Origin of the sequence: Curvibacter lanceolatus ATCC 14669, assembly GCF_000381265.1 — a bacterium.
GTDB classification, from domain to species: Bacteria; Pseudomonadota; Gammaproteobacteria; order Burkholderiales; family Burkholderiaceae_C; genus Curvibacter; species Curvibacter lanceolatus.
In genome coordinates this window covers 75,463-93,972 of sequence record NZ_KB906258.1, presented here as the reverse complement: position 1 = coordinate 93,972, position 18,510 = coordinate 75,463, and the positions used below count along the sequence as shown (strand labels likewise).

Below are 18,510 nucleotides of genomic sequence, written 5' to 3'. Positions count from 1 at the left end.
GACAACACCCATGGCGATCGAACTCGAACTCACCTGCCTGGCCTCAGGCCTTCAATTCCCCGAAGGGCCGGTGCTGCTGCCCGACGGCAGTCTTTTGCTGACCGAGATCCAGCGCGGCACGCTGAGCCGCATCACGCCGCAAGGCGAGGTGCGGGTGGTGGCCGAGTTGGGCGGCGGCCCCAACGGGGTCGCCATCGGCCCGGATGGGGCGGCCTATGTCACCAACAATGGCGGCTCGTTCCGCTTTCACGCGGTGGATGGGCTCAACATCCCCGGCGCCACGCCGCCTGAACACCAGGGCGGCAGCATCCAGCGCGTGGACCTGGCCACCGGCGAGGTGCGCACCCTGTACACCGAATGCGAGGGCCAGCGCCTGATCGGGCCCAACGACCTGGTGTTCGACCGCCAGGGCGGTTTCTGGTTCACCGACCATGGCTGTGGCAACGAGCATTCGCGCCAGTTCGGCGGCTTGTACTACGCCTTGCCCGATGGCTCGCGCATCGTGCGCGCCGGCCCGCCGCTGCTGGCCCCCAATGGCGTGGGCCTGTCGCCCGACGAAAAAGTGGTCTACGTGGCCGACACCTACCTGGGCCGGCTCTGGGCCTTTGATGTGCTGTCGCCGGGCGTGGTGCAGACCGTGTCGCCGTTCCAGCCGGCGCGGGTGGTGGCCAACCTGCCGGGTTGCCAGTTTCTCGACAGTCTGGCCGTGCAGGCCGATGGCAAGGTGTGCGTGGCCACCATCCTGAACGGCGGCATCACCGTGTTCGACCCGGCCACAGGCCTGACCGAGCACGCGGCCGTGCCCGACCTGGTGTGCACCAACCTGTGTTTTGGCGGGGCCGACATGCGCGATGTCTGGATCACGGCGTCTGGCACGGGCAAGGTGTATCGCAGCCGCTGGCCCAGCCCGGGCCTGAAGCTCAACTTCTGATGCCCAACTTCTGATCAGTCGATCAGTCGATCAGTTGCCCCCCGTCGTGAAACGGGTAGGGGCCGGGGTGGCTGCCGCAGGCCACGGTGTGGCTCACCAGCACGCCGGCGTCGCTCCAGGCGTGCAGGCCGAAGCCGGGGGGCTCCAGCGTCCAGGCCGAGGCGGCGTCGGGTGCCAGGTCCAGGCACACCTGGTGGGCGGGCGAGGGCACGGTCTGCGCCAGCGTGCCGCCAAAGCGCACCTGGATGCTGCGGTGCAGGTGGCCGCAGATCACCCGCTGCACCTGGGGGTGGCGGGCCACCAGGGCCTCCAGTTCGGCGGCACCCTGCAGCAGGCCGATCCGGTCCATGTGGCCGATCAGGGTCTGGAACGGCGGGTGGTGCAGGGCCAGGATCACCGGGTGCTCGCGCTGGCGCTCCAGTTCGTCGGCCAGCCAGGCCAGGCGCTGCGGGCACAGCGTGCCGTGGCTGGCGCCGGGCACCACGGTGTCGAGCGCGATCAGCTGCAGCGGGCCCACCGGCACGCTGTACTGCACAAAGCCCTCGGTGCCCAGGTAGCGGTGCTGGGGAAAGCTCTGGCGCAGCTGATCGCGGTCGTCGTGGTTGCCTGGCATCAGGTACACCGGCATGGGCAGGGGGGCCAGCAGCTCGGCCAGGTGGGTGTACTCGGCGGCGCGGCCGAAGTCGGTCAGGTCGCCGGTGATCACCACCGCCTGGGGGGCTTGCGGAAGGTGCAGCAGGGTCTGCACGGCCTGCGCCAGGTAGGGGGCGGTGTCGAGGCGGCCATAGGCCAGGCGGCCGGGCTCGCGGATGTGCAGGTCGGACAGTTGGGCCAGCAAGGTGTTCATGGTGAGGCTTCGCTCGGGAGGGGGCATCGGTCTGGTGGGTGGCGGCGGGCCGCTCAGGCGGTGACCGCTTCGGCCGGCATCAGGTTCTGGGGCGCGACACGCACGCCCACGGTATCACCGGCACGGGCCGGGTGATCGCGGTCCACGTCGACCGAGATCAGCGGCTGGTGTGGCAGGCTGAGGCTGAGCTGCACGCGCTCGCCCAGAAAGCGCCGCTGCATCACCTGGGCCTCGGCCACCTCGGCGTGGGGCGTGCACAGCTCGATGTCCTCGGGCCGCAGCAGCAGCTGGGGCTGGTCGCCCCACAACGGCGGGCAGGGCAGTTCGATCCGGCCCAGCTTCAGCACGTGGCGGCGGCGTGCGTCCTCGTCGCGTTGCAGGCGGTTCACCCGGCCCAGGAAGGTGGCCACGAAGGGGTGCTCCGGTCGGCGGTACAGGGTTTCACCGTCGCCCACCTGCACGATGCGCCCGGCCTGCATGACGGCCAGGCGGTCGGCAATGGCCAGGGCCTCCTGCTGGTCATGGGTGACGTGCACCGCGGTGATGTGCAGGCGGCGCAGCAGCTCGGCCAGCTCGTCGCGCAACTGCTCCTTGAGCTTGGCGTCCAGGGCGGTCAGGGGCTCGTCCAGCAACAGCACGCGCGGGCGCACTGCCACGGCGCGGGCCAGGGCCACGCGCTGGCGCTGGCCGCCCGAGAGTTCGGCCGGGCGCCGATGCTCCAGCCCGTTCAGGCGCACCAGGTCGACCAGCTCGCCCACCACGCGGCGCTGCTCGGCCACGGGGGTGCCCCGCAGGCGCAGGCCGTAGCCGATGTTGGCCGCCACCGTCATGTGCGGAAACAGCGCGTAGTGCTGGAACACCATGCCCACGCCGCGCTGCTCGATCGGCAGCCGGGTGACATCGGTGTCGCCGAACATCAGGCGGCTGCCCTCATCGGGCAACTCCAGCCCGGCGATCAGGCGCAGCAGGGTGGTTTTGCCACAGCCCGAGGGGCCCAGCAGGGCCAGCACTTCGCCAGGCTCGATGTGCAGCGTGGTGGGTTGCAGGCCGCGGGTGCCGTCGGGGTAGGTTTTGGCGCATTGGACGATGTCCACGCGCGTGCGTTCAAGTTCCAAGGTTTTTCTCCATCAGGCGGCCCAGGCCCTGCAGGCCCCACAGCACCGGCAGGATCACCAGCAGGAAGACCAGCGTATAGGCCGAGCCCACCTCCAGGCGCATCGAGGCGTAGCTGTCGGCCAGGCCCACGGGCAGGGTTCGGGTCAAAGGGGTGTGCAGCATCCAGGTGAGGTTGAATTCCCCCACCGAGAGCGTGAAGACCATCAGGCAGCCGGACACGATGGCCGGCAGCACGGCAGGCACCAGCACGCCCAGAAAGCGCTGGTCGAAGCGCGCGCCCAGCGAGCGGGCGGCCTCTTCGAGCGAGCGCAGCTCATCGCGTTGAAAGGCGGCGCCCACCGTGCGCACCATGAAGGGCAGGGTGAACACGATGTGGCCGATCAGCACAAAACCGTAGCTCTGGCGCAGGCCTTGCCAGGCGCCATAGGTGAGGATCAGGGCCAGGGCGCTGGCCAGCCCGGGCACGGCCACGGGCAGGGTCAGCAGCTCTTCGAACAGGCGGGCCCAGCGCGAGCGGCTGCGCGCCAGCGCATAGGCGCAGGGCACGCCCAGCAGCAGGCAGGCCAGCACGCAGGCGCCGGCCAGGCCCAGCGAGGCCAGCACCGTGCCGCCATAGGTGTCCCACACCTCGGCGAGCCAGCGGGTGGTGAGGCCGCTTTTCAGGCCCCGGCTGTAGTTGTTGAGCAGGCCGGCCAGCACCGACAGGGCGATGGGGGCCAGCATGAACAGGGCCACCAGGGCGGTCAGCGCCAGCAGCACAGGGGAGGCTTGTCGTGGGGTGCGCATGGCTTCAGGCTCCGGCCAGGGGCGCTTTGTGGGCTTTGCGGGCGTCGGGGCCGAGCCGCCGCGCCAGCCACAGCACGCCCCAGGTCATCGCGCCCAGGCTCAGCGAGAGGCTGGCGGCGAGCGCGAAGTTGGCGTAGTTGGTGAATTCGTTGTAGATCGTGATGGGCAGCACCTCGTACTGGCTGGCCAGCGTGAAGGCGGTGCCGAAGGCGCCCATGGCGGTGGCGAACACCATGGCGCCGCAGGCCACGGTGGTGGGGGCCAGCTCGGGCCACCACACGTCGCACACCACGCGCCAGGGGCCGGCCCCGAGCGATCGGGCTGCTTCTTCCAGGGCTGGGTCCATGGCGCTGGCAGCCGCCGTGTAGCTGCCGATGGCGCGTGGCAACGAAAAATACAGGTAGGCCAGGAACAGGCCGCCCAGCCCGTAGGCCAGGGTCAGGCGCCCCGCGCCCAGGGCTTCGGTCAGGTCGGCCACCAGGCCTTGGCGGCCGCCCAGCAGGATCATGAAAAAGCCGATGATCACGCCCGGAAACGACAGCGGCAGCGTCAGCAGCGACAGCAGCAGCCCCCGCCCCGCAAAGCGCTGGCGCGCCAGGGTCACGCCCACGCCGGCCCCCAGCACCAGGGTGGCCGCGGTCACGACCAGCGACAGGCCCAGGGTCTGCAGCAGGCTTTTCAGGTAGCGGGCCTCGGTCAGCACGGCAAAGTAGGTGGCCCAGCCCTTTTGGGCGGGCAGGGCCACGAGTTGCAGCACGGGCAGCAACCAGAAGGCGGCGAAGAAGGCCAGCGCCGGGGCGGCGCAGGCCAGTCTCTGGGCCTGGGGAGACAGTGTGGGCATGATGATCCGGCCGGGGCTGTCGTGTTGGCTTACTGGGCTTCTTTGAGGTAGCGCTCGGAGAAGGCCTTCTGCACGGCGGCCATCTTGGCGTAGTCCACCGTCTTGGCGCGGGCGTACTCGCTGGCGGGCAGGAAGCGGGCCTGCACTTCCTTGCTCATGGCGCCGGCGCGCACCGGGCGCAGGTAGGCGTTGGCCCACAGGGCCTGGCCCTCATCCGACAGCACGAAATCGAGCACCTTGCGGCCGTTGTCGGCGTGCGGGGCGTTGGCCACCAGGCTCATCACATAAGGCACCACCAGCGTGCCTTCGGCCGGGATCACGAACTGCACATTGGCCTGGTCCTTGTACTTGGCGCGGTAGGCATTGAAGTCGTAGTCGAGCAGGATGGCGATCTCACCCGACAGCACGCGGGCGTAGGAGGTCTGCTTGGGCACGATGGGCTCGTTCTTCTGCAGGGCCTTGAAGTAGTCGATGGCCGGGCCGAAGTTGTCCAGCGAGCCACCACGGGCCTGGTTGATGGCCACGGCGCCCACGTAGCCCACAAAGGCCGAGGCCGGGTCGAGGTAGCCGATCAGGCCCTTGTAGTCGGGCTTGAGCAGGTCGGCCCACGACTTGGGCACGGGCTTGCCTTTGAGGGCGTCCACATTGACCATGAAGCCCAGGGTGCCCGAGTGGATGGTGAACCAGTGGCCTTGCGGGTCTTTCAGGCCGTCGGGGATGTCGGCCCAGGCGGCGGGCTTGTAGGCCGCCACCACGCCGTCCTTCTGGGCCTGGATGGCAAAGGTGACGCCGAGGTAGGTCACATCGGCCACCGGGCTGGCTTTTTCCGCCACCAGTTGGGCCAGCGACTGGCCCGAATTCTTGTTGTCGGGCGGCACGGTGATGCCGGTCTTGGCCTTGATGGCCTTGATCTGGCCGCCCCAATCCGCCCATTCGGTGGGGCAGTTGTAGCAGATGGCGTTCTGGGCCAGGGCCAGGCTGCTGGCAGCCAGGCCGGCGGCCAGCACGCTGGCACGCAACAGGGGGGTGATGAGGTTTCGCATCGGTTCACTCCAGGGTGGTGGAAAGGACAGGGTTCAACTGACAAAAAGGGTGTCGGACATCGGCGTGCCGGACATTGGCGTGTCGGACAGGGGGGTGTCTGGCGGTGCGCAGGTCTCGCCCACCCGGAAGCCGTGGGCCAGGCTGCGGCTGCCGCTGGGTGGCGGGGCCAGGCCCTCCTGCAGGGCCTGCAGCAGCCACTCGACGCTTTGGCGCCCCAGTTCGGCATTGGGCTGGGTGATGGTGCTCAGGCGCAGGCTCAGGTCTTCGCCCAGGGTGATGCCGTCAAAGCCCACCACGCTGAGCTGGCCGGGCACCGACAGGCCGGCCAGGCGGGCGGCGCGCAGGCAGCGCAGGGCCAGCAGATCGTTCGAGCCGATCAGGGCAGTGGGCCGGTGCGGACCGCGCAGGTGTTCGATCAGGGTGTGCTGGCTGGGCTCCAGGAAGGGCACCTCCAGCACCGGGGCCGGGCTCAGGCCGGCGGCCCGCATGCCGGCGGCATAGCCGCGGCAGCGCTGCTGGGCGCGGTCGGAGGCGGCGCGCTGGCCGCTGACCATGGTGATGTGCCGGTGCCCTTGCTGCACCAGTCGGCCCACCAGGGCCGCCACGGCCTGCTCACCGTCCACCGACACGCAGGGGTGGGCCGGGTGGCGGTTGTAGCACAGCACATAGGGGTGGCCCAGGGCCTGCAGCCGCTGCAGGGCGCTCGACTCGGCCGGGTCGCTCACCACCAGGATCATGCCGTCCACATTGCCGGCCAGCAGTCTGGCCACGGCCTGCTCCTCGTGGGCCAGGCGGTAGTCGGTGGTCAGGGGCACGATGGCGTAGCCCGCGGCGCTGGCCGCGCTGGCAATGCCCTGCAGGCACTCGGCAAACACCGGGTTCACCAGGGTGGGCAACACCACGCCCAGGGCGCGGCTGCGCTGGGTGCGCAGGGTGCGGGCACTGGCGTTGGGCAGATAGCCCGTGTCTTGCGCGGCTTGCTCGACCAGGGCCCGGGTCTCGGGGGCCACCTTGTCGGGCAGGTTGAACACCCGCGACACCGTGGCCACCGACACCCCGGCCCGGCGAGCCACTTCCTGGATGCTCATGGGACGCTGGGGGTTCGATGTAAACGTTTACATTGAACCGTCAGCGTGTGACGAGGTGATGACGGAAAACGGAAAAGAAGAGAAGGCCCGATCCGGCTGGCGGATCGGGCGCCAGATCGGGGGCCGGGGCGCTCAGCGCCCGCGCTTCACGCGCAGCAGCTCATCGAGCACCAGGCAGATGGCGCCCAGGGTGATGGCGCTGTCGGCGATGTTGAAGGCCGGAAAGTAGCCGCCCGGGAACATGGGGGCCAGAAAATCCCAGTGGAACTGCAGAAAGTCGACCACGTAGCCGTGCATCAGCCGGTCCACCACGTTGCCGATGGCGCCGCCCAGGATGCTGGACAGGGCGAACGAGAACAGGCGCTGGCCGCTGTGCTGGCGCAGCTGCCACAGGATGAAGCCGGCAGCCGTGAGGCCGATGCCGGTGAACAGCCAGCGCTGCCAGCCCGCCGCCGTGGCCAGGAACGAGAACGCCGCCCCGGTGTTGTGGGCCCGCACGATGTTGAAGAAGCTCAGCACCGTGGTGCTGTCGTGCAACTGGTAGTAGCCCAGGATCAGCACCTTGGTGAACTGGTCCGCGATCAGCACGATCAGCGCCCAGGCCAGCCAGGGCAGCAGAGTGCTCAGCGGGCCGCCGCCCCCCTTGACCAGTTTGACCTTGGGGGCAGCACCCGCGCCGCCCTTGCCACGGGGCGCCGCCATCAGGCGAAGCTGCGGCTTTCGCCGGCCCCATGCAGGTTGCTGTCACAGCGGCCGCACAGGGTCGGGTGGGCGGGGTTGCTGCCCACGTCGTCACGGTAGTGCCAGCAGCGCTCGCACTTGGCGGCGGTCGAGGGGGTCACGACGACCTGGGTTTCGCTGCCGGCGGCGCCTGCGTTGAGGGTGGCGGCCGAGGTGATCAGGACGAACTTCAGGTCGTCACCCAGGCTTTGCAGGGCGGCCAGCAGTGCGCTGTCCTGGGCCACGTTCAGGCTCACGTTGGCCTGCAGCGAGGCCCCCACCTGGCCGGCCGAGCGCAGGGCTTCGATCTCTTTGTTGACCCCTTCACGGGCGGCGCGGATGCGGTCCCACTTGTCGAGCAAGGCGGCTTCGGTGGCGCCGAAGTTCCAGTAGGTGTCGATGAAGATCGACTCGGAGTTGCCCACCAGCTTCCAGGCCTCTTCGGCGGTGAAGCTCAGGAACGGGGCCATCCAGCGCAGCATGGCCTGGGTGATCTGGTAGAGCGCGGTCTGGGCGCTGCGGCGGGCCAGGCTCTTGGGCGCGGTGGTGTAGAGGCGGTCCTTCAGCACGTCGAGGTAGAAGGCGCCCAGGTCTTCCGAGCAGTAGACCTGCAGCTTGGCCACCACGGGGTGGAACTCGTACTTCTCGTAGTGCGCCAGGATGGTGTCTTGCAGCTGGGCCGCGCGGGCCAGGGCGTAGCGGTCGATCTCCAGCAACTGGTCGGCCGGCACGCTGTCGGTGGCGGGGTTGAAGTCGCTGGTGTTGGCCAGCAGGAAGCGCAGGGTGTTGCGGATGCGGCGGTAGCTGTCGACCACGCGGGCCAGCACCTTGTCGTCACCGGCGATGTCGCCCGAGTAATCGCTGGCCGCCACCCACAGGCGGATGATCTCGGCGCCCAGCTTCTTGCTGACCTCATCGGGCTCGATGCCGTTGCCCAGCGACTTGCTCATCTTGCGGCCCTGGCTGTCTACGGTGAAGCCGTGCGTCAGCAGGCCGCGGTAGGGGGCCCGGCCCTCGACGGCCGAGGCCAGCAGCAGGGACGAGTGGAACCAGCCGCGGTGCTGGTCATGGCCTTCCAGGTACAGGTCGGCTTCGGGGCCGCTTTCGTGGTGGGCGGCCGGGTGGGTGCCGCGCAGCACATGCGAGAAGGTCGAGCCCGAGTCGAACCACACCTCAAGGATGTCGCTGCTCTTGGTGTAGTGCGGTGCGTCTTCGGCGCTCAGGATGTCTTCCACCGTGACGCGGCTCCAGGCCTCGATGCCGCCTTGCTCGATCAGTGCGATGGCGCGGTCGATGATGGCCATGGTGTCGGGGTGCAGCTCGCCGCTGTCCTTGTGCAGGAAGAAGGGCAGGGGCACGCCCCAGCTGCGCTGGCGGCTGATGCACCAATCGGGCCGGCCGGCAATCATGTCGTGCAGGCGGGCCTTGCCGTTCTCGGGGTAGAAGCTGGTCTGCTCAACCGCGGCCAGGGCGATCTGGCGCAGGGTCTGCGGGGCCTTGTCGGTGGTGAACACGCCCTCGCCCTCGTCCATGCGCACAAACCACTGCGCGGCGGCGCGGTAGATCACCGGGGTCTTGTGACGCCAGCAATGCGGGTAGCTGTGCACGATGTCGTGGGTGGCGAACAGGCGGCCGGCGTTGCGCAGTGCCTCGATGATCACCGGCACGGCCTTCCAGATGTGCTGGCCGCCGAACAGCGGGAAATCGGCCGCGTAGGTGCCGTTGCCCTGCACCGGGTTCAGGATGTCGTCATAGGCCATGCCATGGGCGACGCAGCTGTTGAAGTCATCCACACCATAGGCCGGCGAGGAGTGCACCAGGCCGGTGCCGTCGTCGGCCGTGGCGTAGTCGGCCAGGTACACCGGGCTGAAGCGGGCATAGCCCGGGTCCACGTCGTACAGCGGGTGCTTGAAGTTGATCAGGCCCAGGTTCTTGCCCAGGGTGGTGGCCAGCACCTCGCCGCTCAGGGCGTAGCGCTCCATGCATTTCTCGACCAGCGAGGCGGCCAGCACCAGCAGGCCACGCTCGGTCTTGACCAGGGCATACTCGATTTCGGGGTTCAGGTTCAGGGCCTGGTTGGCGGGGATGGTCCAGGCGGTGGTGGTCCAGATCACGGCAAAGGCGGGCTGGTCCAGGGCGGGCAGGCCGAAGGCTGCGGCCAGCTTGGCCGGCTCGGCGCACTCGAAGGCCACGTCCAGGGTGGTGCTCTTCTTGTCGGCGTATTCGATCTCGAATTCGGCCAGCGAGCTGCCGCAGTCGAAGCACCAGTACACGGGCTTCAGGCCGCGGTAGACGAAGCCGCGCTCCATCACGCGCTTCAAGACGCGCAACTCGCCGGCCTCGTTGGCGTAGTTCATGGTCTTGTAGGGGTTGTCCCATTCGCCCAGCACGCCCAGGCGCTTGAAGCCGGCCATCTGGATGCCGATCTGCTCATTGGCGAAGGCGCGGCTCTTGGCCTGCATGTCGTCGCGGCTCAGGTTGCGGCCGAACTTCTTCTCGATCGCGTTCTCGATCGGCAGGCCGTGGCAGTCCCAGCCCGGCACGTACATGGCGTCCATGCCCTTGAGCTGGCGCGCCTTGACGATCATGTCCTTCAGGATCTTGTTGACCGCGTGACCCATGTGGATCTGGCCGTTGGCGTAGGGCGGGCCGTCGTGCAGGATGAACTTGGGCGCGCCGCAGCGGGCGTCACGCAGCTTCTTGTAGATGCCCTTGTCCTCCCAGTCCTGCACCCAGCCCGGCTCGCGCTTGGGCAGGTCGCCCCGCATCGGGAAAGGGGTGTCGGGCAGGTTCAGGGTGCTGCGGAAATCAGGGGTTTGTTCAGCCATGGCTTTGTGTTGGATGGGGCATTGACAGGCTCAAACCCGGGCGCGGCCCGGTGCGGGGAGAAGTCAGCCGTTTGCCCTGAGCCTGTTCCAAGGGGCGCGCAGCACGGTGTGCCGGCGTTAAATTCGGTCGCGCGTGGTCTGGCGATGGGTCTCGGCGTGCATGGACGCCAGAAACCGGCGAGCGTCATCGCAGTCCTGGTTGATGCCCTTCATCAGGGCGTCCAGACCGTCGTACTTGAGCTCATCATGCAGTTTGTGCAGCAGTTCCACGCGGACAATTTTACCGTAGCCCCCGTCGGCACCCAGCGAGGTGGGCCAATCGAAGCAATGCGTCTCGAGCAGCACGCGTCCGCCATTGACGTCATTCGGGTCCAGCGAGGGGCGCACGCCCAGGTTGGCCACGCCCTCCACGGGGCGTTCGGTCAGGCCATGCACGCGCACCACGAAGATGCCGCTGGCGGCGGGTTTCCAGTGTGAAAAGCGCAGGTTCAGGGTGCGGAAGCCCAGCTCGCGCCCCAGCTTGCGGCCGTGCACCACATGGCCGCTGATGGCGTAGGTGCGGCCCAGCAGGCGGCCCACGGCCTCCAGATCACCCCGGCCCAGGGCCTCGCGCACGGCCGAGCTGGACACGCGCAGGCCGCGCACCTCGTAGCTGTTCATGCGGGCCACGTCAAAGCCGCGCGCCGAGCCACTGGCGTCCAGCAGGGCGTAGTCACCGGCGCGCTTGGCGCCGAAGCGGAAGTCGTCTCCCACCAGCACATAGCGCACGCCCAGGCCCCGGATCAGCACGTCGTCGATGAAGCCTTCGGGCGGCTGGCTGGCCAGCCGCGCGTCAAAGGGCAGCACCACGGTCTGGTCGATGCCGCAGCGGGCCAGCTCTTCGAGCTTGTCGCGCAGCGTGCCGATGCGCGCCGGTGCCAGCTCGGCGCGCCCGGTGGCGGCCGCGAAATAGTCGCGCGGGTGGGGCTCGAAGGTCAGCACGCAACTGGGCACACCCCGGTGCTGGGCCTCGCTGCGCAACAAGGCCAGCATGGCCTGGTGGCCGCGGTGCACGCCGTCGAAGTTGCCGATGGTGAGTGCGCAGGCAGGGGCAATGCCCGGGTGCTGAAAGCCGCGGAATATCTTCATTGGGATGTTATCTTTTTGATAGCAAGGGGCGCCCGTCAGTCAAGCGCCTGAAGCCAAATTGTCATGAAAACAGGTTATATTGTGCGGTAGCAGGCGCGGCTTCGATGCAAATCGCTGCGGCTGCCCCCGAGATCTGCGTTCCATGTCAGTGGTTTTCAACCCTTGTAGGAGTGTCACTTGAAGGTCTTGAAGCTGTCCGCCCAGGGCTTGCCCCAGTCCTGGATCACCCTTGAGCAGGCCGTGATTCATTACGCGGCCGGCGAGGTCCGTTGGGAGTCTGGCGCCCAGATCGCGGTGTTCCGCGGTGGGTACAACGCGATCACCGGCGAGCAGTCGCAGATCGTGGTCAACAGCATCATCGGCACCAAGGGTGTGCCCAACATCAACCCCTTCGAGCTGCGCCCAGGCCTGACCAACAGCAAGCTGTTTGCGCGCGACCGCAATGTGTGCGCCTACTGCGGCGAGCACTTCCACGAAACCGAGCTGACCCGCGAGCACATCGTGCCCTTTGCCCAGAACGGGGTGGACACCTGGATGAACGTGGTCACGGCCTGCAAGGCCTGCAACCACCGCAAGAGCCACCGCACCCCCGAGCAGGCCCGCATGCCTCTGCTCTACACCCCCTACGTGCCCAGCCTGTGGGAAGACTTCATCCTGCGCAACCGGCGCATCCTGTCGGATCAGATGGAATTCCTGATGGCGCATGTGCCCAAATCGTCGCGCCTGAGTGCGCATTGACATTGTCCTGAGTCGCAGATGCCGGGGCCAGGGGCCAGGCCCCTGAACCGATTCCAGACCGCTCACGGCCTCAGTAGGTGAGTTCCAGCACCGTGAGGTGTCCTGCCTCTGCCGGCCAGTTGCGCCCGGCCACGGTTTCCCCATTGAACTGTCCCACCACGGCACGCTGCGCCTGGGCGGCCAGACGCAGGCGCGCCGACGAAGCGCCGGCGGTGCCACTGGCCGGCACGCCGGGCAGGGTGGCCTGCCCATCCAGGCTCAGGCTGTCGCGGCGTGGGTCGAAATACCCGCGGGGGCGGGTGAACACCAGCACGCTGCCAGGCTGACGCGCTTCGGCCTCGGCCAGGCGCTCGGCGCGCAGGTGCACCCAGTCGCTGGAGCGGGCAAAGGGGCTGCGGTAGAGGTGGGTGGTGGCGTAGCCCGGTGCGCTGACCACGAACTCGTAGGCCTGCCCGGACTCCGCCGTGAAGGGCCCCCACAGGCCATCGTTGCCCACGATCTTCTGGTGCACCGGAGCGCCCTGGCGCAGGCCGGTTTCAGCGCCCACGGCGTAGATCTCAAGCTGGGCCCCGGGCAGGGGCAGGTTGTTGCTGTAGTTGCCGCTGGCGGGGGCCAGCGGGTTCAGGCCCAGCCCGGTGATCTTGCCTTGCAGCACCGGGTGGGCTTGCATGGCGATGCCCTGGCGGCGCGGTGCCTCGCCGGTCAGAAAGCGCCACATGGCTTCGAAGGCGGGGCGCGAGTAGGCGGTTTCGCGGTGGTCCAGGCCAGCGATGACCACGTTCTCGGCGCCCTTGAGTTCGGGGCCGGCGGCTGTCACGAAGGTGGGCTGGCCGGGGCGGCCGATCCAGACCCCGTCGGGCGAGGCGAACTTGTCGTTGTGGTCGGACCGGATGGTCAGCCAGCGCGTGGGGCCGTCCACCTCGTCGCCGGCCGCGTTGCGGGGGCGGTTCAACCCGCTCAGGAAAGGGCCGGTGCCCGAAAACTCATTGCCCTCGCGAAAGCCGGGAATCGCCCACACGCCGTGGTTGGGCGTGCCCCCCAGGATGGCGTGGCTCACGGTGCGCTGACCACCGCCGTGGCGGATGTAGTTGCGGATGGCGTTGCCGCCGCGCGAGTTGCCGATCAGCACCACCTGGGCGCTGCCGGTGGCTTGCATCACCCGCTCGACCTCGGCCTTCAGAAAGGCCATGTGTTCGGCCGTGGAGCTGCGCCCAGGCTGGGCTTGGGCGTCGTCGTCGCGAGCCAGGGGGTAGGGCAGGTCGATGGCGAACAGGCGGTCTGCCGGCCAGCCCTCGGTCTCGAAGCGCCAGGCGGTGGTGATCCACAGCGCGGCCGTGTCGCCGTTGCCGTGCACGAACACAATCGGCGGGTGGGGCTTCGGTGCTGGGGCCAGGCTGGCGCAGCCCGACAGGGCGCCCAGGGCCAGCGCGCTGCCGGACAGGCCCAGGAAGCCGCGGCGTGACAAACGGGCTCGAATCGGAGAGGTGCTGGGCATGGTGAGGTTCCTGTGAAAAAAAATGGCCCGCTGCGAGGGGCAACGGGCCATGGTGATGCCGTGATTTGACGGCGCTGTGGCAAGAACCGGGCAGGCTCAGGCAAAGACGCCTGCGGTGTCCTGCATGCGGCTGGACACCTCACCCAACTGGTGCAGGCTGTCGCCGAAGGTCATCTCGAGCTGGGTGAGCTTCTTGAAGTAATGGCTCACGATGTACTCGTCGGTCACGCCGATGCCGCCATGCAGTTGCACGGCCTGCTGGCCCACAAAGCGCATCGACTGGCCCAACTGGTACTTGGCGCGGGCCATGGCGGCGCGGCGCTCGGCGGTCGGGGCGTTGAGCTTGAGCGAGGCGTAGTAGCTCATCGAGCGGGCCAGTTCGAGCTGCATCTTCATGTCGGCCACGCGGTGACGCAGGGCCTGGAAGCTGGAGATCACCACGTTGAACTGCTTGCGCGTGTTCATGTACTCGACCGTCACGGCCAGGGTCTTGTCCATCACGCCCACGGCTTCGGCGCAGGCGGCTGCGATGCCGATGTCCACTGCATGTTCGAGCGCGGTCTGGCCGTCGGCGGTGATCAGGGTGGCCGGGGCATTGCTGAAGCTCAGCTCGGCGGCACGGCCGCCGTCCTGGGTGCCGTAGCCCCGGGCGCTCACGCCAGCGGCCTGGCGCTCGACCAGGAACAGCGCGGTTTGGCCGTTGAGCTGGGCCGGCACCACGAAGGCGTCGGCCTGGTCGCCTGCGGGCACCACGCTCTTGTGACCGGTGACGGTGTGGCCAGCGCCGACTGCGGCGGCCGTGGCTTCGGTGGCGTCCAGGCGGTAGCGGGCCTTGCGCTCCTGGTGGGCCAGCACCACCAGGGCTTCGCCCGAGGCAATGCGGGGCAGCCAGGCGGCCTTCAGGTCGGCGCCGGCATAGTGGGCCAGCACGGCGCCCGAGATCAGGGCGTGGGCAAAGGGTTCGGCCACGATGCCGCGGCCCAGCTCTTCGAGCACCACCATGCCTTCGATCGGGCCCATGCCCAGGCCGCCATCGGCCTCGGGGATGTACAGACCGGTCAGGCCCAGCTCGGCCAGTTCGCCGTAGGCCTCGCGCGAGAAGCCGCCGCTGTTGGCGATGCCCCGGCGGCGGTCGAAGTCGTAGCCCTTGTCAACCCATTTGCGCACGGCGTCGCGGAGTTGTTCCTGGTCGTCGGTGAAATCGAAATCCATGTGTGTCTCCTCTCAGCCCAGCACCGTCTGGGCGACGATGTTGCGTTGCACTTCGTTCGAGCCGCCGTAGATGGTGGTCTTGCGCATGTTGAAGTAGGTGGATGCCAGGGGCGCGCAGTAGGCGGCGCCCACGTGGTCGCCTTGCCAGCCGGCGTCCATGGCTTCATGGATGTAGGGCAGGCTGTAGGGGCCGGCGGCCAGCATCATGAGTTCGGAGTAGCGCTGCTGGATCTCGCTGCCGCGGATCTTCAGCAGGCCGGCGATGTCGAGCGAGTTCTTGCCCGACTTCTCGGCCGACAGCACGCGCAGCACCAGCATTTCGAGGGCCACGACATCGACTTCGAGCTTGGCGATCTCGTCGCGGAAGCGCAGGTCGTCGTACACGCCTTCGGCCTTGGCGATGCGCTTGAGGCGTTCGAGCTCGCGCTTGGCACGGTTCACGTCGGCGATGTTGGTGCGTTCGTGGCTCAGCAGGTGCTTGGCGTAGGTCCAGCCCTTGTTTTCTTCGCCGATCAGGTTCTCGGCCGGCACCTCGACGTTGTCGAACCAGACCTCGTTGACCTCATGGTCACCATCGAGCAGCTTGATGGGGCGCACGGTCACGCCGGGCGACTTCATGTCGATCAGCAGGAAACTGATGCCGGTCTGCGGCTTGCCTTCGTTGCTGGTGCGCACCAGGCAGAAGATCCATTCGCCGTACTGGCCCAGGGTGGTCCAGGTCTTCTGGCCGTTGACGATGAACTTGTCGCCACGGCGTTCGGCGCGGGTCTTGACCGAGGCCAGATCCGAGCCCGAGCCCGGTTCGCTGTAGCCCTGGCTCCACCACACGTCGCCGCTGGCGATGCCGGGCAGGAAGCGCTGCTGCTGCTCGGCGTTGCCGAAGGCCATGATCACCGGGGCCACCATCACGGGCCCGAAAGGCACCACGCGCGGGGCGCCGGCCAGGGCGCATTCTTCTTCGAAAAGGTGCTTTTGCACGGCATTCCAGCCGGGGCCGCCGAACTCTTTGGGCCAGGCGTGGCCCAGCCAGCCTTTCTTGCCAAGGATCTTGGCCCAGCGTTGCATGTCGTCACGGGTCAGGCGCAGCGCGTTGTGCACCTTGTGCGACAGGTCGGCGGGCAGGTTTTCCTTGACCCAGGCGCGAATCTCTTCGCGGAACTTCTGTTCTTCAGGGGTGAATGCCAAATCCATGGGGTTGTCTCCGAATGAAGCTTATGTCGTCCGACCGAGGCGTCGGAAGGCAACCCGCGATTTTTAGCACGGTCGTTCGATCAGTCCTGTCCGGGGTGTGACAAGCCCAGTTGCTCGCACAGTTTTTCGAGGGTGGCGCGCAGCGTGGCCACCTCGGCCTCCAGCGCTTCGACCCGGGCCTGCAGGGCCGGGCTGGCGGGCACCGGCGTACCCGCGGCAGGTGCGCTCAGCAGGGCCTCGTCCACCGGCCCGCACAGCAGGTGGGCCCAGCGGGCCTCGCGCGATCCCGGTGCCCGGGGCAGCTTGATCACCAGCGGCCCACCCTTTTCGCTGGAGCGTTCCTGCAGTTCGTCCAGAAAGGCCTCGACCGAGGAGATGTCGGCAAAGCGGTGCCAGCGCTCGCTGTTGATGCGCAACTCGCCGGCGGTCTGGGGGCCGCGCAGCATCAGCAGGCCGAGCAGCACCGCCGACTGGTCGGGCACTTCGAGCACGCGTTTGAAGTTGTGTTCGTAACGCGAGGCCCGCCCGCCACTGGTCTCAAACACCAGGGACAGGTGCTTGAGCTCGTCGAGCGCCTCCTGGGCCTCGGCATCGCTGAGCTGCATCAGGGGTTCGCGACTGGTCTTCTGGTTGCAGCCCGAGACCACGGCGTTGAGGGTCAGCGGGTAGCTGTCGGGCACGGTGCGTGCCTTTTCCATCAGGGTGCCAAGGACACGGGCTTCGGTGGGGCTCAAGGGGCGAAGAGGCATGGTGGGATTCCTGGGGCAGAGATCGGTGCGGCGGCCGCTGCAGCAGGGCAGGGCCCGCTGGCGGCAGGCCGGATTTTGCCTGCAGTGGGCGGGGCCCGGGCCGAACGGCCGTCGCCTGGTGGGCTCTGGGATAATCGCGGGTTGTTCTCAGAGGGCTCCGGCATGCCGCGGGCCTGTCCCATCCATGAAAAACATCGTGATCCTGATCTCCGGCGGCGGCTCCAACATGAAGGCGCTGGTCGGTGCCGCCCAGCGCGAGAACTGGGCGCAACGCCATGGCGCACGCATCGTGGCGGTGATCAGCAACAAGGCCGATTCGGCCGGCCTGGCCTGGGCCCAGGCGCAGGGCCTGGCCACGGCCGTCCTGAGTCACCGCGACTTTGCCAGCCGCGAAGCTTTTGATGCGCAACTGGCGCAATTGATCGACCTGCACGCGCCGGCGCTGGTGTTGCTGGCGGGCTTCATGCGCATCCTCACACCGGGTTTTGTGGCCCGCTATGAGGGCCGGCTGATCAACATCCACCCCTCTTTGCTGCCCGCCTTCACCGGCTTGAACACGCACCAGCGCGCCATCGAGGCGGGCTGCGCCTTCGCCGGCGCCACAGTGCACCGGGTGACGGCCGAACTGGATCACGGCGAAATCCTCGGCCAGGCCGTGGTGCCTGTGCTGTCGGGAGATCGTCCCGAACAGTTGGCGGCCCGGGTGCTGAGCCAGGAGCACCAGCTCTACCCGGCCGTGGTGGCACGGTTGCTGGCGCGCCAGGCTCAGGCCGATGCGCTGAGCTGACTGCCGATTTCGTTCCAGCCGTGCATGTGGGCCTGGTATTCGCGCCGGGCGGCCTGGACCAGTTGGGCCAGATCCTGGGTGGAGGCGCTGTTGCTGTTGCTGTCTGTGCTGCTCGAATGGCCGGTGTCGCTGCTGCTGACGCTCGTTCCATTCGTGCTGTCGAGCTGACTGGCCAGCTGGCTCAGAAAAGTCTGCGCCTCGCTGCTGCTGATGTCGCCGCTCTGATCGCTGTCGATGGTGTTGAACAAGGCTTGCAGCGGGTCTTCGGAGGTGCTGGCGCTGCCCGTGCCGTCCGTGCTGCTGGTACTGCTGGTGCCGGTCACCAGGCTGCCGCTGTTCAGGCTGCTGTCGGTCCAGGGCGGCGGGGGTGGCATGCCGCCCTGAGGGGGCCCATCCTGGCCTGGGGGGCGCGCGGCGTCTAGCTCACTCGAGTTCAGGCTGCCATCGCCATTCGTGTCGAGCTGGCTGATCACATCCGAGGCACTGAGGGCCGAGCTGCTGTTGCCCTGGTCTGAGGCCATCTGGTCGAGCAGGCTTTGCAGCTCGTCCTGGCTCACGCTGCTGTCGCCGTTGGTGTCGAGCTGGCTGAACAGGTCGTCGCCGGCCTGACCGTTCGCTGTGGTGGTTGGACTGCTGCTGCGTGACTGGACAAAATCAAGTGTGGAGGGGGGCGGCGGCAGCACGGATTTCAGCGCGTTGCCCAGTTCGCTGGCGCTCAGGCTGCCGTCCCCGTTGCTGTCGCTGGCTGACAGCAGGTCGGAGGCGGTGCTGCTGCTGGTGCTGATGCCGGTCTTTTGCGAGACATCGGACAGCAGGTTTTGCAGCTCGGTGCTGTCCACACTGCCGCTGCTGTCGGTGTCGAATTGGCTGAACAGGCGCTCTGCCGCTTTTCCCCCACCGGATGGCCTGGGCGGTATGGCGTTGGCCCAGCCATGGCTGGCGCTGTTGACGGTGCTGAGACTGGACATGGTGCTTCCTTTCAGATCGGGCTGAAGCGGCTCCCATGCAG

17 protein-coding genes are annotated in these 18,510 nt (G+C 68.0%); 3 read left to right on the top strand and 14 right to left on the bottom strand.

Going from position 1 to position 18,510, the window contains the following annotated elements; translation table 11 throughout:
• Positions 1 to 10 precede the first annotated feature (10 nt).
• On the top strand, positions 11 to 931 hold the full coding sequence (locus F624_RS0112670; RefSeq protein ID WP_019574681.1) for an SMP-30/gluconolactonase/LRE family protein: 921 nt from the start codon (positions 11 to 13) through the stop codon (positions 929 to 931).
• Between the two features lie 22 nt (positions 932 to 953).
• On the opposite strand, the gene F624_RS0112665 is transcribed toward F624_RS0112670, so the two are convergent.
• From F624_RS0112665 to F624_RS0112625, 9 genes are all read right to left on the bottom strand, one after another.
• Entirely contained in the window at positions 954 to 1,805 is an 852-nt protein-coding gene (locus F624_RS0112665) for a phosphodiesterase (protein ID WP_031254891.1), read from the bottom strand.
• A gap of 26 nt (positions 1,806 to 1,831) precedes the next feature.
• Complete coding sequence (locus F624_RS0112660) at positions 1,832 to 2,893, bottom strand: ABC transporter ATP-binding protein (RefSeq protein ID WP_031254889.1); 1,062 nt, start codon at positions 2,891 to 2,893, stop codon at positions 1,832 to 1,834.
• Entirely contained in the window at positions 2,883 to 3,680 is a 798-nt protein-coding gene (locus F624_RS0112655; RefSeq protein WP_031254887.1) for an ABC transporter permease, read from the bottom strand. The genes F624_RS0112660 and F624_RS0112655 overlap by 11 nt, the downstream gene beginning before the upstream one ends.
• Positions 3,681 to 3,684: 4 nt before the next feature.
• Positions 3,685 to 4,521: an ABC transporter permease gene (locus F624_RS0112650; RefSeq protein WP_019574677.1), complete on the bottom strand. Its 837-nt coding sequence runs from the start codon at positions 4,519 to 4,521 to the stop codon at positions 3,685 to 3,687.
• A gap of 29 nt (positions 4,522 to 4,550) precedes the next feature.
• Positions 4,551 to 5,564 carry an ABC transporter substrate-binding protein gene (locus F624_RS0112645; protein ID WP_019574676.1) on the bottom strand — a complete coding sequence of 338 codons (1,014 nt, stop codon included), beginning with the start codon at positions 5,562 to 5,564 and terminating at the stop codon, positions 4,551 to 4,553.
• Positions 5,565 to 5,597: 33 nt separating this feature from the next.
• Positions 5,598 to 6,653, bottom strand: a complete 1,056-nt coding sequence (locus tag F624_RS0112640) for a LacI family DNA-binding transcriptional regulator (protein WP_019574675.1) — start codon at positions 6,651 to 6,653, stop codon at positions 5,598 to 5,600.
• Positions 6,654 to 6,785: 132 nt separating this feature from the next.
• Entirely contained in the window at positions 6,786 to 7,355 is a 570-nt protein-coding gene (gene lspA, locus F624_RS0112635) for a signal peptidase II (RefSeq protein ID WP_019574674.1), read from the bottom strand.
• Entirely contained in the window at positions 7,355 to 10,201 is a 2,847-nt protein-coding gene (gene ileS / locus F624_RS0112630; RefSeq protein ID WP_019574673.1) for an isoleucine--tRNA ligase, read from the bottom strand. Before ileS ends, lspA begins: the two co-directional genes overlap by 1 nt.
• Before the next feature lie 117 nt (positions 10,202 to 10,318).
• A complete protein-coding gene (locus F624_RS0112625) occupies positions 10,319 to 11,329 on the bottom strand; it encodes a bifunctional riboflavin kinase/FAD synthetase (protein WP_019574672.1) in 1,011 nt (336 codons plus the stop codon).
• Positions 11,330 to 11,506: 177 nt separating this feature from the next.
• On the opposite strand from F624_RS0112625, the gene F624_RS0112620 reads away from it, so the two are divergent.
• Positions 11,507 to 12,067, top strand: coding sequence for an HNH endonuclease (locus tag F624_RS0112620; RefSeq protein ID WP_019574671.1), 561 nt, complete (start codon positions 11,507 to 11,509; stop codon positions 12,065 to 12,067).
• A 70-nt stretch (positions 12,068 to 12,137) separates the two neighbouring features.
• On the opposite strand, the gene F624_RS0112615 is transcribed toward F624_RS0112620, so the two are convergent.
• The 4 genes from F624_RS0112615 to F624_RS0112600 all read right to left on the bottom strand — a co-directional run bounded on the left by F624_RS0112615 (position 12,138) and on the right by F624_RS0112600 (position 16,714).
• Entirely contained in the window at positions 12,138 to 13,562 is a 1,425-nt protein-coding gene (locus F624_RS0112615; protein ID WP_019574670.1) for an alpha/beta fold hydrolase, read from the bottom strand.
• Positions 13,563 to 13,658: 96 nt separating this feature from the next.
• The gene (locus F624_RS0112610) at positions 13,659 to 14,774 is read right to left on the bottom strand and encodes an acyl-CoA dehydrogenase family protein (RefSeq protein WP_019574669.1); all 1,116 of its coding nucleotides are present in this window, start codon (positions 14,772 to 14,774) and stop codon (positions 13,659 to 13,661) included.
• A gap of 12 nt (positions 14,775 to 14,786) precedes the next feature.
• Entirely contained in the window at positions 14,787 to 15,965 is a 1,179-nt protein-coding gene (locus tag F624_RS0112605; protein ID WP_019574668.1) for an acyl-CoA dehydrogenase family protein, read from the bottom strand.
• Positions 15,966 to 16,045: 80 nt separating this feature from the next.
• A complete protein-coding gene (locus F624_RS0112600; RefSeq protein ID WP_031254881.1) occupies positions 16,046 to 16,714 on the bottom strand; it encodes a YceH family protein in 669 nt (222 codons plus the stop codon).
• A 184-nt stretch (positions 16,715 to 16,898) separates the two neighbouring features.
• Here F624_RS0112600 and purN point away from each other — a divergent pair, with 184 nt between their 5' ends.
• Entirely contained in the window at positions 16,899 to 17,501 is a 603-nt protein-coding gene (purN, locus tag F624_RS0112595) for a phosphoribosylglycinamide formyltransferase (RefSeq protein ID WP_019574666.1), read from the top strand.
• On the opposite strand, the gene xopAW is transcribed toward purN, so the two are convergent.
• The gene (xopAW, locus tag F624_RS0112590; RefSeq protein ID WP_019574665.1) at positions 17,480 to 18,469 is read right to left on the bottom strand and encodes a XopAW family type III secretion system calcium-binding effector; all 990 of its coding nucleotides are present in this window, start codon (positions 18,467 to 18,469) and stop codon (positions 17,480 to 17,482) included. The genes purN and xopAW overlap by 22 nt on opposite strands.
• Between the last annotated feature and the right edge of the window lie 41 nt (positions 18,470 to 18,510).

Coding starts and splice junctions, on each gene's coding strand:
- F624_RS0112670 (WP_019574681.1), top strand. CDS start 11: ATGGCGATCGAACTCGAACTCACCTGCCTGGCCTCAGGCCTTCAATTC.
- F624_RS0112665 (WP_031254891.1), bottom strand. CDS start 1,805: ATGCCCCCTCCCGAGCGAAGCCTCACCATGAACACCTTGCTGGCCCAA.
- F624_RS0112655 (WP_031254887.1), bottom strand. CDS start 3,680: ATGCGCACCCCACGACAAGCCTCCCCTGTGCTGCTGGCGCTGACCGCC.
- F624_RS0112650 (WP_019574677.1), bottom strand. CDS start 4,521: ATGCCCACACTGTCTCCCCAGGCCCAGAGACTGGCCTGCGCCGCCCCG.
- F624_RS0112645 (WP_019574676.1), bottom strand. CDS start 5,564: ATGCGAAACCTCATCACCCCCCTGTTGCGTGCCAGCGTGCTGGCCGCC.
- F624_RS0112640 (WP_019574675.1), bottom strand. CDS start 6,653: ATGAGCATCCAGGAAGTGGCTCGCCGGGCCGGGGTGTCGGTGGCCACG.
- lspA (WP_019574674.1), bottom strand. CDS start 7,355: ATGGCGGCGCCCCGTGGCAAGGGCGGCGCGGGTGCTGCCCCCAAGGTC.
- ileS (WP_019574673.1), bottom strand. CDS start 10,201: ATGGCTGAACAAACCCCTGATTTCCGCAGCACCCTGAACCTGCCCGAC.
- F624_RS0112625 (WP_019574672.1), bottom strand. CDS start 11,329: ATGAAGATATTCCGCGGCTTTCAGCACCCGGGCATTGCCCCTGCCTGC.
- F624_RS0112615 (WP_019574670.1), bottom strand. CDS start 13,562: ATGCCCAGCACCTCTCCGATTCGAGCCCGTTTGTCACGCCGCGGCTTC.
- F624_RS0112610 (WP_019574669.1), bottom strand. CDS start 14,774: ATGGATTTCGATTTCACCGACGACCAGGAACAACTCCGCGACGCCGTG.
- F624_RS0112605 (WP_019574668.1), bottom strand. CDS start 15,965: ATGGATTTGGCATTCACCCCTGAAGAACAGAAGTTCCGCGAAGAGATT.
- F624_RS0112600 (WP_031254881.1), bottom strand. CDS start 16,714: ATGCCTCTTCGCCCCTTGAGCCCCACCGAAGCCCGTGTCCTTGGCACC.
- purN (WP_019574666.1), top strand. CDS start 16,899: ATGAAAAACATCGTGATCCTGATCTCCGGCGGCGGCTCCAACATGAAG.
- xopAW (WP_019574665.1), bottom strand. CDS start 18,469: ATGTCCAGTCTCAGCACCGTCAACAGCGCCAGCCATGGCTGGGCCAAC.